Source organism: Limibacter armeniacum (assembly GCF_036880985.1).
GTDB lineage: Bacteria > Bacteroidota > Bacteroidia > Cytophagales > Flammeovirgaceae > Limibacter > Limibacter armeniacum.
In genome coordinates this window covers 2,371,366-2,387,500 of sequence record NZ_JBAJNO010000009.1, presented here as the reverse complement: position 1 = coordinate 2,387,500, position 16,135 = coordinate 2,371,366, and the positions used below count along the sequence as shown (strand labels likewise).

The window sequence follows — 16,135 nt, the reverse complement described above, 5'->3', positions numbered from 1 at the left end:
AGCTACCGATTGGACTAGGGGGCTTCACCGCCTACCGAATCCAGACGAACTCCGAATGCCGCAAGATTAAGCCCTGCAGTGAGGGCTGGGGTGCTAAGGTCCCAGTCCGAGAGGGAAAGAACCCAGACCGCCGGCTAAGGTCCCCAAATCTGTGTTAAGTTGAACAAAGGAAGTGCAGTCGCGGAGACAGCCAGGATGTTGGCTTGGAAGCAGCCATTCATTTAAAGAGTGCGTAACAGCTCACTGGTCGAGTGACAGCGCATCGATAATAATCGGGCATTAAACACAGTACCGAAGCCGCGGACTAGTAATAGTGGTAGGGGAGCATTCTACGGGCATCGAAGCCGCATGGTGATGTGTGGTGGAGCGCGTAGAAAAGCAAATGTAGGCATAAGTAACGATAAAGAGGGTGGGAACCCCTCTCGCCGAAAGACCAAGGTTTCCCGGGCAACGCTAATCGGCCCGGGGTCAGTCGGGACCTAAGGCTAAGCCGAAGGGCGATGCCGATGGCAAGCGGGCAAATATTCCCGCACCCGCATGGCAACGAAAGTGACGGAGTGTGTGACTCCTCGCGCAGTGACGGAATACTGCGTTGAAGGACTCGTCCGACAGTACTGCAAACCCTCGGGGGCGCAGATAGCAGGGGGAGCACGCTTCCAAGAAAAGCAAGCCATGCGGCCCGTACCGCAAACCGACACAGGTGGTTGGGTTGAGCATACTAAGGCGCTCGAGTGATTCATGGCTAAGGAACTAGGCAAAATGGTCCTGTAACTTCGGGAGAAAGGACGCCTCCTCCTTCGGGAGAGGCCGCAGTGAAAAGGCCCAGGCGACTGTTTAACAAAAACACATGGCTTTGCGAAGTTGAAAGACGATGTATAAGGCCTGACACCTGCCCGGTGCCGGAAGGTTAAGGGGGGACGTTAGCGTAAGCGAAGCGTTGAACCGAAGCCCCGGTAAACGGCGGCCGTAACTATAACGGTCCTAAGGTAGCGAAATTCCTTGTCGGGTAAGTTCCGACCTGCACGAATGGTGTAACGATCTGGGCACTGTCTCGGCCATGAGCTCGGTGAAATTGTAGTCGCGGTGAAGATGCCGCGTACCCGCAACGGGACGAAAAGACCCCATGAACCTTTACTGCAGCTTAGCATTGGCTCTGGGTAAGTGATGTGTAGGATAGGCGGGAGACTGTGAACCGGGTTCGCCAGGATCCGGGGAGTCGCCCTTGAAATACCGCCCTTTGCTTGCCTGGTGTCTAACCCTTAACGGGGGACATTGCTTGGCGGGTAGTTTGACTGGGGTGGTCGCCTCCAAAAGAGTAACGGAGGCTTTCAAAGGTCCCCTCCGTACGGTCGGCAACCGTGCAGAGAGCGCAATGGCACAAGGGGGCTTGACTGTGAGGCTGACAAGCCGAGCAGGTAGGAAACTAGGACATAGTGATCCGGTGGTTCCGCATGGAAGGGCCATCGCTCAAAGGATAAAAGGTACTCTGGGGATAACAGGCTGATCTCCCCCAAGAGCTCACATCGACGGGGAGGTTTGGCACCTCGATGTCGGCTCGTCACGTCCTGGGGCTGGAGAAGGTCCCAAGGGTTGGGCTGTTCGCCCATTAAAGTGGCACGCGAGCTGGGTTCAGAACGTCGTGAGACAGTTCGGTCTCTATCTGTTGTGGGCGTAGGAAGCCTGAGGAGTTCTGACTTTAGTACGAGAGGACCGAGTTGGACGAACCTCTGGTGCACCGGTTGTTCCGCCAGGAGCATTGCCGGGTAGCTATGTTCGGATGGGATAAGCGCTGAAAGCATCTAAGCGCGAAACCCGCTCCGAGATGAGGCTTCCCTTAAAGGGGTGTTGTAGATGACAACGTCGATAGGCTGCAGGTGAAAGGGTTGAGAGACCCGGGCCGAGCAGTACTAATCCCCCGTGACTTTCCTTCGCTTTTCTTCTGCCCGCAAGGCGGGCAGGCCTCCAGGCAGTATGGTACTATAAAAATCAAAGAAACAGAAAGCCTTTCAAAAGCCTTCATGGCGGTGAGAGCGCGGGTGAACACCTCTTCCCATTCCGAACAGAGCAGTTAAGCCCCGCAGCGCCGATGGTACTGGGATAACACCCGGGAGAGTAGGTCACTGCCAGTCTTATACAAGCACAAAGCCTTGCACATATCAATATGTCGCAAGGCTTTTTTGTATTCTATTCAAATTGGATGACATAAAAACACACATGATAATCGCTGAGCGATTATCACAAAGGGGGATGAAATTTTCGTCCCCCTTTGTTATTCTATCCGGGTTTAATTTTACCGTATCCTTGTTATCAAGGTATGAAGAAAACCACGGTAAAACATCCGTTACTTATACAACACGGATGTGGACTAGACGTTCACAAATCGACAGTGGTGGCCACGATTATACATTTTGGCACCGACTTAAAAACTGGAGTGTCTACTTTTGTTGTGACTTAGGATAGAGGCCATCCCCTGATTAACTTTGCAGGATTATGAGCATAAAATACGAGAAAGAATTCAAGGAAATGATAGTAGGATTGGTGGAATCAGGTCAATCCGTCAAACTGGTAGCATCCGATTATCAAGTCCCTGACCGCACAGTTCGTAAATGGATACCTAAAGGTCTACCATTATATTGAAAATTGGTACAATACTAAAAGACTGCATTCTGCTATTGGGTATCTGACACCTACAATTATTAAATAGAAACAGTCAGAAGGTGGCCGCTTAAATTATGTCACAAATTTAGTTGCTATTCCACAAGCCTATGATGTACTAAAAGTAGAACAGAAGAGATAAGGCCGAGCTTTTACTGGTTCTGGAGAAGCTGTCATAAAAACTGGTCTAGGTGGTATGCACAAAGGATTGTTGCCGACAAAACGAGCACGTAGAAAAAATTATATGAAGAACATACCACATACTCTTCTTCCTTATGGTAGACCTGACTGAAATATGTCTTCCAAAAAAAGCTGGAAAATACTTAATAGGATAGCTGTGCCCCTATATATAAGGTGACTGCTTAGATACTAAGGTTTTATTTCAGAAAAAAAAAGCCTTTCCCCAAGGTGAGAAAAGACGTAAATCCTAACTGTGAAGCAGAAGAAAAAATAATAACTACCTTCTTGCAGTTAATTCAGTATTCTGAGTGCTATTTTTAGCATAAGTAGGACACGTTTTATAAGTTTTGCATGATGACATTACACCAGCAATGAATAGCATAAAAATAAGTGCTTTAAATTTCATGAGAGGAAATTTTAGATTGTTGAATGCTCTACTGTAAATATGCAAATAAAATTCCAGTTTGAATATGATTGTATTGATATTCAAGTAAACTATTGCCTAAAACCAATACGTGAATCTTTTCACTTTATTGTACCATTAGGTTACATCCTCTAATATCACTATTGTCATATCTACCTAGTACTTTAAAAGTATCATTTCCAGCCGTACCTCCTATATCTTTTGTTTCGATAAAACAGCATGAATCAATATTGGCAAGATCTATAATATTGATTCCTCCACTTTTCCTACTAGCAGAAACAGAAAAAGGATCGTTGATTTCTCTAAATAAAAGTTTGAGTGATGACGCAGGCTCAAAAATTTCTTGCCCTTTGGAATATGCTTGAGAAAGAAGCTCAGTCATCCCATATTCAGAGTGAATCTCCTTAAGGTTAAATGCATTTTTAAATATGGTGTGGATTTCACTACGAAGCATTTCTTTACGTCTGCCTTTCATGCCTCCTGTTTCCATTAGAATACAGTCAGACAGGTCAATACTATATTGTTCACTAAGATCTAACAAGGCAAATGTTACCCCTATTAATAGTATCTTTTCTCCTGCAGCCTTTAATTCTTTAATCGTCTCACAAAGCTTTTCATATTCATAAAGGTAAAAGCCAGATGGTTGTTTAGCATGCTTAATAAAGTGATCCACCATATGTACCAATGAGGATTCACCTTTCTCAAGGTAATTGGGCAGTAAAGCCAAAATATGTAGATCAGAAAGTTTGCCATAAAGCTTCTCAAAGGCATGTTGAGAAGATAATTGATAGAACTCAGGGTCAGCGACTAAATGCTTACTAGTAATACTGCCAGTAGTACCGCTACTTTGAAATTGGATACGAGGTTTTACACCTTCACAAAGTATATCATGATGTTTGAAAAACTCGATAGGTAGAAAAGGTATGTCCGTTAGCTGTTTTACATCATTGACGCTTACTTTAAGGTAGCTTAGGTATTCTTTATACAATGGATTTTTCAAAGCCTGATATTCAAAGACCTCAAGAGCAGTATCAGTAAATGAAAAATCATTATTATTAAGTATAGTATCCTTTATCCTTTGGTTGAATTGCATATCTTGTATTAAAATCTTTACTTCTTAAAAGTACCAAACCTTTTATAAGGTTATATAAATTGGAGCGTGGGCTATTGTGAAACCTAATAAAATGGTTTAATTTTTAGATGATAATCCATATTGAACGCCCAGCACAAAGATAGTTAAAGACATCAAGTGTCAGCTAGTGTTAAAATGAATTCAATAAACTCTTTGAAAAAGAGATATAACCCCAACCAATAGTGATATAATAAGACTTACTTCAGACTGGATTTTTAAGACCAATAATCATGAAAAGTACTGCTCTAAAAATAACTGTATTTATTCTTTCGGCCATATTGATTTCTTCTTGTATCGGTGAACCAGAGTTTGATGAAATTCCTGAGATTACGTTCAAGGAAATCCGAACTGTACCTACTCAAGGTTTGGACTCCGTAATTATCAAAGTCGAATTCCAAGATGGAAATGGTGATTTGGGGTTGGATGATGAAGAAACTGATGGAGATTATGCACAAATGATTGTGACGGAAGATGGAGATACTATTCCTAACCAATTTTTCTTCAACTATTTTATTGACGTTTTGCGAAAAGAGGAAGATGGTGAGTTTCGCCCATTAACTTTTCAGGACAATCAGGAGTTTAATGGTCGTTATCCCAAACTGAATACATCTGAAAGGGAGAGACCATTGCAAGGAGATATAGACTATTCATTTGCTCTATTTGTGGGAACATTGGGTTCTCCAATAAATGAAGGAGACTCATTAAAGTTTAGAGTTCAGATAGCAGATCGTAGCCGAAATTTGAGTAATGAAATACTTACTGATGGAGTAGAGATGAAAGGGAGGGTTGTGGAAGAGAGCGAAGAAGAAGAGACAGGACAGTAAACTAAATAAAATAGAAAAAGGCCAGCTTAATTAGCTGGCCTTTTTTTATCCTTCAAAGTTGAAGATAAGTGCTAGCTTGTACGGGACAAGCTTTTCAATATTTTTTGCATATATATTATCTGATGGGTCATAAACGCTTAGCACATTGTGTGAAAAACGAAGTTCAGGAGCAAAGTTAAACATTTGCATATATAGGTCCATTCCAAGCCCTACAGCAACTTCAACATTGATATCCTGCAAATGAAATTGTTTGTCAGGGTCTGTTTCAGCAGGCTTGTTACCTACTTGTATTCCTCCAATCAATCCTCCAACAAGATATACCCTGTGGTTTCGTCGTCTTTGTGATTTATACTTTAACAGAAAAGGCAGTTCCACAACTGTTGTTTCAGTTGATAGAGTGGCCATAGGTGGTAACTCTTGTCCAGGGTTCGGGTTAGTTGTGGGCTCAAAAAGAATTGCCCGCTCATAAAATGATACATTAGGAGTAAACCTGAAATCGAGATACTCATTGGGTAAGGCTACATTCAGAATGAAGCCAATGGAAAAACCACCTTTGGGAACAACCTGAACATTTACGAAAGTCTGATCAGGGTCGTTTAGAAAAAAATCTGAATAGGTAAGCTTCATACTTGACCTAAACAGCCCTAATTGAAAACCGTAATGCAGCTTTCGCTTATCAAATTTAATGAGATTATAAGTTTTGGATTTTTGGGCATGGGCAGAAGTAGTCATCATCCCCATAAGGATGATGACTGCAATGCCAATTATTTTTTTGCCGTGTAAATGGAACTGATGCCAAATGTTTGTGGATCGCATTTTACAGATTGATAACCTAAGTTTCTTAATACCTGATTAAACTTCTCTCCGTAAGGGAATTCCTGTACTGATTCAGGCAAATAGGTGTAGGCTGAATTGTCCGAAGAGATCATCTTACCAATAAGTGGCAGGATGTTTTTAAAGTAGAAATTGTAAACCTGTTTGAAAGGAAACATTTCGGGCTTAGAAAACTCCAATACAACAAGCGTGCCTCCTGGTTTCAGGACACGTTGGATTTCACGAAGCCCGGCTTCAAGGTTTTCAAAGTTTCTAGCGCCAAAAGCAACCGTCACTGCATCAAAAGTGTTGTCTTCAAACTGCAAGTTTTCAGAGTCTCCTAGATGAAGCGTGATCTTATCTTGCAGGTTACGCTCCTGAAGCTTTTTCCTTCCATATGAAAGCATTCCTTCAGAGATATCGACACCAATTACTTTTTCAGGCTTTAGGCTTAATGCTTCAATAGCAAGATCACCTGTGCCTGTAGCAACGTCTAAAATAACTTTTGGCTGTTCATTTTTCAGCTTTTTAATAGCTGCTTTTCTCCAAAGTATATCAATACCAACACTTAACATGCGGTTAAGGAGGTCATACTTCGATGAGATGTTGTTGAACATCTGAGCTACTTGCTCCTTTTTGCCGTCTTTATTCTCTTTATAAGGTAATACTGTCATGATCTTCTGATTATGAAATACAAGGAATCATAAATTTGCTTCTCAAGTACTTCAACCCCATGTATTTAATATAGTTCGGCAAAATTAAGCAAATACTTCGGGAACGCTAGTCATAAAGATATTATTCTTCCTGTAAAAGCGTGTTTAGACTCCTTTATTAGGGAAAAATAAAATACAAATAGTACTATTGCTTTAGTCAAATTAACAATACTAAGTAATTTACAAACAGTTTGGTCTTTAAATATTTATATTCATTTTTTTACCTAAATTGTGAATAACTTTAAATTAACTCAAAAACCATATTAAGATCGACTTCAATAAATACTAAAACCATGTGGGCAAAGACACTAAAAACTGCTTTCCCAAGTATCATTATACTGCTATCGTTATTGTGCTATTCAACTAACACATTTGCTCAAGAAAAGAGTGAAGACCCAAAAAAACTAGCGAAAAAGGCAAAGAAGTATGTGAACTGGGCTAAAGAATTTATTAGGGTAGAAGAATACCATTTTGCAGCTGATTTGCTGCGTGAAGGGTTGGCTTTGGTCCCTGATAATGAAGAACTCCATTATCATATGGGCATTGTATATCTCCACTCAGTTAGGGAGAATAAGAAGAATGCACTTCCACATTTACAAAAGGCAAGAAAGAGTAAAGAGCCATTTGAGAAAATAGATTACTATATGGGACGCTCCTTCCATTTTAGTCATTTACTGGATTCTGCTTTGCATTATTACGAGACTTACCTTAAGCAAATTCCGGAAGACAACTTGGATGAGCGGGTGAAAGTAACGCGTATGATGCATCAATGTAGAGTAGGGCAATTGTTGATGCGAGATTCCCTAGACGTTGAAATTTTTAATTTAGGTAACAGTATAAACACTGACCGACCTGAAATAGCACCTGTCATCTCAGCAGATGAGCAACTGTTGATTTTTACCTCAAGAAGAGATGATAGTATGGGAGAGGAAATGGACCCTCTTTATGACCTACCTCATGAGGATATTTATGTAGCTGAAAAAGGAGAGGATGGACAGTGGCTTCCGCCTCATAATATTGGCTCCCATATCAATACTGCTGAGCATGATGCGGCAATTGGTGTTTCACCGGATGCCCGTATGCTTTTCATCTACAAAAGTGATGAAAATGATCATAGTGAACTAGCTGGGGATATATATGTCAGTTACTTTGAAAATGGTAAGTGGGGTGTACCTAAAAGACTTCCAGAGCCTATTAATACGCATCATTGGGAGACGCATGCTACCATTACTGCAGATGGGAAAAGCATGTACTTTACCAGTAACCGACCAACTGCTGATGCACAAGGAGGAAAAGATATTTATGTGATTCGTAAGTTGCCAGATGGTTCTTGGGCTGCACCTCAAAATCTAGGAGCCCATATCAATACAAGTTTTGATGAAGAAAGTCCGTTTATTCACCCAGATGGAAATGTACTTTATTTCAGCTCTGAAGGGCATGAAAGTATGGGGGGCTATGATATTTTCTATACTGAGTGGGATGAGGAGAAACAGCGTTGGTCAGCAGTGAAAAATATAGGTTACCCGATTAACACAGCATTTGATGATATATTTTTCTCTGTATCAGCGGATGGTAGCCGTGGTTATTTTTCTTCTATCCGAGACAACAGTTATGGTGGACATGATATTTACATGGTTAACATTCCACAAAGCAAGTCTACGGAGCTGATCGTAATGAGAGGTAAAGTAACAGACTACATTACTGGAAAACCTGTTGAGGCTTCCATCGAAGTGTTTGAGAAAGTAACGAATAAGGAGGTTATCAGAATCAATTCAAATGCAAATAATGGTTATTACTCATTGTTCCTTAAACCAGGTTTTGATTATGGTGTCCGAATTATTAAAGATGGCTACCTTTTCAAATCTTATTACCTGAAAGGACAGGACTACAAGCATTACTTAGAGGTAGAAGAGAATTTTGCATTGAAACCATTGGGTGAGTTCGAGCACGAAGTATTGCAGAATGTCTTCTTTACAGAGTATAATGACCTTATGGTTTCCTCTGAGCCTGAGTTGAATGCAATGGCATCTTTTATTAAGTCGTTAGATGATTACATCGTTGAAATTGCTATACACGCTGCTCCAGAATCAGCTACTGATAGCCTCGTGATGAAGTTTGAAACCCAAGCAAGAGCAGATGCTTTAATAAAGGAACTGGAAAGGTTTGAGTCATTTGGTGAAGAAGACCTTATTGGTAAAGGTTATGGATTGGGTGGAGATTTCCCATTGGCAGATAACAATACAAGGTTAGGACGAGCAAGGAATACACGTGTGGAGTATATCCTTCGTAAAAAGTTACCGAACCTGACCGATTTGGATTATAACACTGTCTTATTGCGAGACAGAAATGAAGATGAGCTATTGGGAGAGATTCCTGTTCCAATTCCAGGTCAGGAAATCAAAATCCCTTATGCGATTACTTTTGAAACAGCGAGTAACTCATTGGGTGTGGAGTCTCAAAAAGCCATAGACCTAATTGTCCGTATGATGGACCGATACCCTGAAATTATGGTTGAAGTAGGAGGACATACGGATAGTGTCGGTAGTGCGGATTATAACTTGATTTTGGGTAGAAGACGCGCAAGGATGATTGCTCAGCAAATTGAGTTTAAAGGAATTGAAAATGCTAGAATCAAGGTGGCTTCATATGGAGAATCCAAACCTATTGAATCCAATGCTACTCCGGAAGGGAGGAAGAAAAATAGAAGGATTACCTTTAAGGCACTGGAGACTCCTTTCAGTGAGGCAAAGGCTCAAGAACAATAATAGATCTTATTCTATTTAAAAAAGAAAAGGCTACCTGCTTATGGTAGCCTTTTCTTTTATTGAGGATTAGAAAACTCTTTGTTTTTCTTAAGAAACTTCTTGGCCTTTTTATAAAGGTCACTCTTTTTCTCTGCCTGATTATATAGCTTTTCATAATAGGAATAAGCCATAGCAGTATCATTCTGCTTTATTTCAATATTAGCAGAAAGGTTCAAGGCATTCAGGTAATGGTAAGACTTCTCAGGTAATTTTTCACCAAAAGCAATTGTTTGCTTGAGGTACATTTCAGCCTTTTCATAATTACCCTGTTGGTAATAATAGTCTCCCAAGTAATAGGAAGCAGCCTCTCCGATATTGTCACTATATCCGAACTGTTTTTGATTCACCTTGCTGAGTAAATGCTCTGCAGACGGAACCATTGTATCATACTTTTTAAGTTTGTACAGGCTCTGTACATATATGTGATGGAAATAGGGGTTTTTCGGGTAAGAACGGTGCAAAGACTTTGAAACCTGATACAATTTATTTTTATCTCCATCAGGAGCGGAGTGTATATGAAGCAGGTAGTACAAAGCCTCAATACGGGTATAAAATGCTTCAGAGCCAGCTTTTTCAAGTTGCTGCAACCCCAGTTCTTTGTCTCCTTTTTCAAAGAACCACAATATTGGACGCATTACTTTATAGTTTTCCTTTACCCATTCGATATAATAGTTGTAGAGTCCGTCACCAAAGTCCATTTCAGCTCCAAGTTCCTCTCCATTTTTACGGGCTTTCTCAAAGTAGTTCAGGGCTTTTTTAGCTTTAAAACCTGCTTCAGTCCAGTCGTGGCGCTCTCCCAATAACCTGCCTTGAAATGCTAATGCACCAGCGATAAACAATGAAGCCTCAGGGTCCTTCTTGTTGAGCTTATAGCGTTGTTCAGCAAAATATACAGCTGAATCCATATAAGCCATAAAAGCTTTATCGTATTTAGTCTCATCTGTATTGGGAATGATTTTCCACCATTCACATAGACCCAGTAAAAAATAAGGGAGAGGGTGCTCCGGATATGCTTGTTTCAGCCATTGAAATTGGTTTTGAGCCACCTTGAATTCATAGTTATAAAGGGCATCGATACCGAAGGTGATTTCCAATTGTACCGTTACGTTAGTCAGTAGAAGGTCTATATCCTCTAGTGGAGGCAGCTTGCCCTGAGCTTTAGCCGGTTGACCATTAATGCCCAAGCTTATAAAAAGTATCAGGAATACCTGACAGAAGTAAGTGTGTATTTTTGTCATTAGCGTAGTAGCTTTTAAAATAATAGGGGGCAATATCGGAAATACATTGTCTGTTCAGCAATACACAGCTTGATATTCGGGTAAAAAATAACGGTCTGCCTCAATAGAAGCAGACCGTTATAACTGAAGAAAAGTTTTGACACTCGGTTGATATTCCGAGTCCAGAGTCTATATTATTATTTACAGAACTCGTTGAATACTGCTACTAAGTGGTTAGCAATCATATCCGCAGATCTACCTTCAATGTGGTGTCTTTCTACGAAGTGTACCAACTCACCATCTTTGAACAGTGCTACTGAAGGAGAAGATGGTGGGTAAGGCAACATATACTCACGTGCTTTAGCTGTAGCTTCGGCGTCAACTCCTGCAAAGACTGTTGCAAGTACGTTAGGTTTTACACCCGCTTGTTTCACAGCCATTCTAACACCTGGACGAGCAGTACCAGCTGCACAACCACATACTGAGTTTACTACAAGTAGTACAGTGCCTTTCTCGTTGTCAAGCAGTTCAGACACTTCTGCTGCTGAAGTCAGGTCTTTGAAACCATCCGCTACCAGCTCCTCTTTCATTGGAGCAGTCAAATGTTCTGGATACATATCAGTTAATTGATGCTATAAAAATTAAAATTCGATCTTAAATATATTGAATTACCCATTCGGGCAATACTAGTCTTTTACAGGAAACCAAGCTCAAGTTTAGCTTGTTCAGACATCATCTCTTGTGTATATGGAGGATCGAAAGTGATTTCGACCTCTACTTCGTTAATGTCTTCTAGCTGTCCAACCACCAGTTTTACCTCGCCCGGCAGCTGTTCAGCAGATGGGCAAGCAGGTGACGTAAGGGTCATTAGGATATGAACCTTGTCGTTGAGTGGCGGTATAATATTGACTTCATAAATAAGCCCTAACTCATATACATCCACTGGAATCTCGGGATCATATACAGTTTTGATGGCGTTGATGATTCTATCCTTTAGCGTAATTTCTTGGCTCATATTATTTGATGAATGCTTAAGCGTTTTGTTTGGCACTATATGCCAAGGCGTAAAGTTTCATTTGTTTAATCATGGCCGCGAATCCATTGGAGCGCTGGGAACCAATAACGCCGCTCATACCAATCTTGTCGATAAAATACAGATCCGCGTCCATGATTTCTTTAGGACTACGTCCAGACAGTATCCTTATCAACAAACTGATCAAGCCTTTTGTTATGTCGGTGTTACTATCGGCTTTGTAGGTTACTTTTCCACCTTCAAAATCGGTCGTCAGCCATACTTTCGATTGGCAGCCTTTAATCAGGTTCTCATCTATTTGATATTCGGCTTCCAATGTAGGCAGTTGCTGACCAAGTTCCATGATATAGAAAATGGTACTTTCTCTATCTCCACCTAAAATTGAGAAGTCGTCAATGATTGAATCTTGAATCTCGTTGATAGACATATTTTTATATGAAGTCTGTTTTCTTAAAATGATTGGGTCGCAATTTCAGGTCAATCCCCAGTTTATCCAAACATTTTAATGATCCTTTTAATTCCCTCTACCAGTTTGTCCACTTCCTCAAGGCTATTGTAGACTGCAAATGATGCACGTGCTGTACCTTCAAGCCCAAAGCGATTCATCAATGGTTGTGTACAGTGGTGACCAGTTCTGATAGCAATACCTCTTGCGTCCAGCATCATGCCTATATCATAAGGGTGAATACCTTCAATCACGAAAGAGATGACACTTACTTTCTTTGCAGCCGTACCAATGATACGCACCTTGTCAATGGCATTGAGTTGTTCGGTAGCGTAAGTAAGTAGCTCATTTTCGCGAGCAGAGATAAAGTCTTTACCTAGCTCGTTAACATATTCCAATGCATGGCGGAAAGCCACTGTGTCAGCGATGTTTGGAGTACCTGCTTCAAACTTGTAAGGAAGTTCGTTGTAGGTCGTTTTCTCAAATGTTACTTCCTTGATCATCTCGCCACCACCTTGGTATGGAGGCATTGCATTAAGCAAGTCTTTCTTTCCATAAAGCGCTCCGATACCTGTTGGTCCGAATACCTTATGAGCTGAGAACACAAAGAAATCACAGTCCAGATCCTGTACATCAATATGCAAGTGAGCACTTGATTGGGCGCCATCCAGTAATACTTTTGCACCAATTTTATGTGCTTCACGGATGATGTCCTTTACAGGGTTAATTGTTCCCAAAGCATTGGATGCATGTACTACTGAAACCAGTTTTGTCTTGTCAGACAGTAGGTTCAGGTATTCTTCAAAGATAATTTCTCCGTTATCATTTACAGGAATGACCTTCAGTATAGCCCCTTTTTGTTCACATAACATTTGCCATGGAACAATGTTCGAATGGTGCTCCAATGAACTGATAATAATTTCATCACCTTCATTGATAAAAGCCTTTCCAAACGTAGCTGCTACCAAGTTGATACCTTCTGTAGTACCTCTTGTAAAGATAATTTCTTCTAGGTGTTCTGCGTTCAGAAACTTTTGGATGGTTTCACGGGTTGCTTCAAACTCTCTCGTCGCTTTGTCAGCCAAAGCATGAGCTCCGCGGTGAACGTTTGAGTTATAACCTGTATAATATTGGTTCAAAGCATCAATAACAGATTGAGGCTTTTGTGTAGTGGCTGCATTATCAAAATATACTAAAGGATGTCCGTTGACCTCTTGATGGAGGATAGGGAAATCCTGTTTTATTTTCTGAACATCGATCATTACTTATGCTTATTTAGATTAAATATTTCTAAAAGGAAACAACCTTCTAGTGAAGAAGTTCAGCAGAATGATGAAAAAATACGCTTTAATAACCTGCTGAAGCGGAGAATGTGACCCGATAGCATACTTTGCTGCAAAGCTAACAGTTTTTTGTGAGAATAACGCAGCTATCTCCCTGAGTAGATGATAGCTGTATGCGACAATGCTATTTTTGCAACTTATTTGCATGTAAGGAATTGATTTATGACATTTGCAGTAGTTGAGTAATAACTTATGATAAGGGAGATGATCAACAAATTGAATAGGTACGCTGACTATATAGGTATTACAGGCTCTTCATTATGTTTGGTACATTGTATTCTGACTTCGGGAGCTACATTGATTAGTGCCTTGATGGCTCATACTCATGGAAATGAGCATCACCATGAGTTGAACTTTTGGGGGTGGATGGACTTATCAATGATTGTAGTGAGTATTGTGGCAGTATATTTTGCTGCTAAGGCGACACATCACGTTTTTATTAAAACGATGCTTTGGGGATTCCTGACGTTGTTTGTAGCCAGTACAATGGGTAAGTTTATTATGCCACATCCAGCGGCTTGGATTGAGATTATTGGCTGGGGTGGTTCATTAGGCTTGATTACGACACACTTCACCAACCTGTACATTTGCCGTAGGCATGATGGGTGTGAAGTCAGGCTTGCTCCTGTCAAGAACTAAAAGGTTTTTATTATTGAATGATATAAACAGAAAAAGGGGCTTCCAAGCCCCTTTTTCTATTGAAAGTGATTATTGAACATTGATCACTTCTGAATCTTTCAGGTTGTAGACCAACTTATAGAAATCATTCTGATTAAGTTTCAGTCTACCTTTTAGTGTCACTTTTTTGTTCAGTAGCGACCTGTCATGTTTGAGATCCAATTGCATAACGGTCTCAGGGCCTGCATTGCCACAGAAGAAACAGTTGCTAAAAGGAAATGCTGATAGAATCATGGTATTGTCATCAGTGTCTACAGGGATAATGAAACCTGTAATGGTAATCATCTCACCATCTTTCATCATCAGGTCAGAATTGAAGATAGGTTCCTGTACATCAATACCAAGCAGTTCATCATAGTAGTTTTTCCACTCTATTCTACCTAGTTCTTCCCAAGTCATTTCTCCTCCATCATAGTATTGAGCCTGTACATTCGTGTTAATCAATAGCCCTATTACCAAAGCCCCTAACCAAAGTATCTTTTTCATATCTGTTAATTTATAAAGTAGCTGTTAGATGCCAAAAATAAAGTCATTTCCAGCATCTAACATTATTTATCCGATTATTGATTACTTAATGTACTTGATATATCAGTCTTGTAAGCTTGCCATGCAGGAATAATAGCAGAGACAAAGCCAATAGCCAAAGCACCCCAAAGCAGTGCAATTTCTTCAGACTGTAGCTGCCAGGCTGCAAAACTGAACTTCCATGAATCCTCAAGGTAACTTCCTAATATACTCATGCCAAAGTGACTCATACCGATACCAATCAGGTAACCGAGTACAGCAATGATAATACCTTCCAGAATAATCAGCATAAAGAGATTTAAACGAGTAGCACCTAACACACGAAGATAGGCAATCTCGTATCTACGCTCTTTCATGGAGTTGTAAAGCGAGATAAATACGCTTAGTCCTGAAATGATAATGATGATTGCCGCCAAGGCTTTTAGTGCATCGGCTCCCACCCCAATCAGTGAGAACAAACGTGCAGTCTCGTAAGCAGGTGATGCTGCTTGCATATTGGTATTGGCATTGATCATACGAGGAAGCGTAATGGCTCCCATAGGGCTGCGGAATTTCAGCAGCATGGCCGTAATCTCACGGTCTTCTTCATGGTGCTCGTCATGTTCTGCATGTTCATCATCATGGTGTTGACCTTCCTCGTGATTGGCATGTTCTTTATCATGCTCTTCCTCTTCATGGTGATCTTCTTTTCCAAGGGTTACCTTATACTTACCTTTCTTGTCTTCATCTCCATGCTCATGTACTTTCCATACAGAAGCGACATTGGTCAGAATCAGTTGGTCAATGACAGTACCTGACGGTTCAAAAATGCCTTTCACAACAAATGGGTGGTGATCATGGTGTCCGCCTCCTTCTCCCATACCGTGAGCTCCAAAGAATTCGTCACCTACCTTCAGCTTGAACTGCTGTGCAATCTTGGCACCTATTGTTACTTCAAGATCGTGTTCCCATAGGTTACCTGCGGCTACTTTTGTTTCATAAAGCGCAGGGTATTCATGGTCTGTACCAACAATCCTGAAACCTTTATAACTGTCTCCCAAAGCAAGAGGAATTCCTTTGGAGATAAGTGGATTGCGGGCAAGCTTTTGAGCTTCTGCCAACTTGATATTCCCTGTAGGGACATCCACATGATAAATGCTGGAAAGGATCAGTTGCAAAGGGCTACCTTTTGCGCCAACCACAAGACCGATGCCTGCTTGGTTTTTTTCCAGTGTATTTTCCAGTTGGTCATTCAGAATAAGCAGCAAAGAGATGATACTGACTCCAAAAGAAAAAAGGATAAGATTCAGCGCAGTGGACCATGGTTTGGCTGTTATATTTTTCCAGCTAAGCTTAAAAAGGTTCATATC

14 protein-coding genes and 2 rRNA genes (1 of these 16 cut by a window edge) are annotated in these 16,135 nt (G+C 40.9%); 6 read left to right on the top strand and 10 right to left on the bottom strand.

Features of this window, described 5'->3' with window-relative positions; all coding sequences use genetic code 11:
- The 3 genes from V6R21_RS27780 to V6R21_RS27770 all read left to right on the top strand — a co-directional run.
- Positions 1-1,930, top strand: a 23S ribosomal RNA gene (locus V6R21_RS27780) (it extends 882 nt beyond the left edge of the window).
- A gap of 87 nt (positions 1,931-2,017) precedes the next feature.
- Positions 2,018-2,129: ribosomal RNA gene (rrf, locus tag V6R21_RS27775) — 5S ribosomal RNA — on the top strand.
- A gap of 361 nt (positions 2,130-2,490) precedes the next feature.
- Complete coding sequence (locus V6R21_RS27770; protein WP_334246767.1) at positions 2,491-2,637, top strand: transposase; 147 nt, start codon at positions 2,491-2,493, stop codon at positions 2,635-2,637.
- 728 nt (positions 2,638-3,365) lie between these two features.
- Here V6R21_RS27770 and V6R21_RS27765 read toward each other — a convergent pair.
- Positions 3,366-4,352: an acyl transferase gene (locus tag V6R21_RS27765; RefSeq protein ID WP_334246766.1), complete on the bottom strand. Its 987-nt coding sequence runs from the start codon at positions 4,350-4,352 to the stop codon at positions 3,366-3,368.
- Between the two features lie 269 nt (positions 4,353-4,621).
- Here V6R21_RS27765 and V6R21_RS27760 point away from each other — a divergent pair, with 269 nt between their 5' ends.
- A complete protein-coding gene (locus V6R21_RS27760; RefSeq protein WP_334246765.1) occupies positions 4,622-5,215 on the top strand; it encodes a hypothetical protein in 594 nt (197 codons plus the stop codon).
- Between the two features lie 45 nt (positions 5,216-5,260).
- On the opposite strand, the gene porT is transcribed toward V6R21_RS27760, so the two are convergent.
- Together porT and ubiE are read right to left on the bottom strand one after the other, a co-directional pair.
- Entirely contained in the window at positions 5,261-6,031 is a 771-nt protein-coding gene (gene porT, locus V6R21_RS27755) for a type IX secretion/gliding motility protein PorT/SprT (protein ID WP_334246764.1), read from the bottom strand.
- Positions 5,980-6,702, bottom strand: a complete 723-nt coding sequence (ubiE, locus tag V6R21_RS27750) for a bifunctional demethylmenaquinone methyltransferase/2-methoxy-6-polyprenyl-1,4-benzoquinol methylase UbiE (RefSeq protein WP_334246763.1) — start codon at positions 6,700-6,702, stop codon at positions 5,980-5,982. Before ubiE ends, porT begins: the two co-directional genes overlap by 52 nt.
- 332 nt (positions 6,703-7,034) lie before the next feature.
- Between ubiE and V6R21_RS27745 the strand changes: the two genes are divergently transcribed.
- Entirely contained in the window at positions 7,035-9,506 is a 2,472-nt protein-coding gene (locus V6R21_RS27745) for an OmpA family protein (protein WP_334246762.1), read from the top strand.
- 56 nt (positions 9,507-9,562) lie between these two features.
- On the opposite strand, the gene V6R21_RS27740 is transcribed toward V6R21_RS27745, so the two are convergent.
- The 5 genes from V6R21_RS27740 to V6R21_RS27720 all read right to left on the bottom strand — a co-directional run bounded on the left by V6R21_RS27740 (position 9,563) and on the right by V6R21_RS27720 (position 13,502).
- Positions 9,563-10,783 (bottom strand): tetratricopeptide repeat protein, encoded by a 1,221-nt coding sequence (locus V6R21_RS27740; RefSeq protein WP_334246761.1) that lies wholly within the window; start codon positions 10,781-10,783, stop codon positions 9,563-9,565.
- Between the two features lie 176 nt (positions 10,784-10,959).
- Positions 10,960-11,379: a BrxA/BrxB family bacilliredoxin gene (locus V6R21_RS27735; protein ID WP_334246760.1), complete on the bottom strand. Its 420-nt coding sequence runs from the start codon at positions 11,377-11,379 to the stop codon at positions 10,960-10,962.
- A gap of 77 nt (positions 11,380-11,456) precedes the next feature.
- The gene (locus V6R21_RS27730) at positions 11,457-11,777 is read right to left on the bottom strand and encodes an iron-sulfur cluster assembly protein (protein WP_334246759.1); all 321 of its coding nucleotides are present in this window, start codon (positions 11,775-11,777) and stop codon (positions 11,457-11,459) included.
- Between the two features lie 16 nt (positions 11,778-11,793).
- Positions 11,794-12,222: a SufE family protein gene (locus V6R21_RS27725; protein ID WP_334246758.1), complete on the bottom strand. Its 429-nt coding sequence runs from the start codon at positions 12,220-12,222 to the stop codon at positions 11,794-11,796.
- Positions 12,223-12,284: 62 nt separating this feature from the next.
- Positions 12,285-13,502, bottom strand: coding sequence for a cysteine desulfurase (locus V6R21_RS27720; protein ID WP_334246757.1), 1,218 nt, complete (start codon positions 13,500-13,502; stop codon positions 12,285-12,287).
- 285 nt (positions 13,503-13,787) lie between these two features.
- On the opposite strand from V6R21_RS27720, the gene V6R21_RS27715 reads away from it, so the two are divergent.
- Positions 13,788-14,222 (top strand): MerC domain-containing protein, encoded by a 435-nt coding sequence (locus V6R21_RS27715; protein WP_334246756.1) that lies wholly within the window; start codon positions 13,788-13,790, stop codon positions 14,220-14,222.
- A gap of 69 nt (positions 14,223-14,291) precedes the next feature.
- Here the strand turns inward: V6R21_RS27715 and V6R21_RS27710 are convergent, their stop codons facing one another.
- Both V6R21_RS27710 and V6R21_RS27705 read right to left on the bottom strand, forming a co-directional pair.
- Positions 14,292-14,747 (bottom strand): hypothetical protein, encoded by a 456-nt coding sequence (locus V6R21_RS27710; RefSeq protein ID WP_334246755.1) that lies wholly within the window; start codon positions 14,745-14,747, stop codon positions 14,292-14,294.
- Between the two features lie 74 nt (positions 14,748-14,821).
- Positions 14,822-16,132: an ABC transporter permease gene (locus tag V6R21_RS27705; protein WP_334246754.1), complete on the bottom strand. Its 1,311-nt coding sequence runs from the start codon at positions 16,130-16,132 to the stop codon at positions 14,822-14,824.
- Between the last annotated feature and the right edge of the window lie 3 nt (positions 16,133-16,135).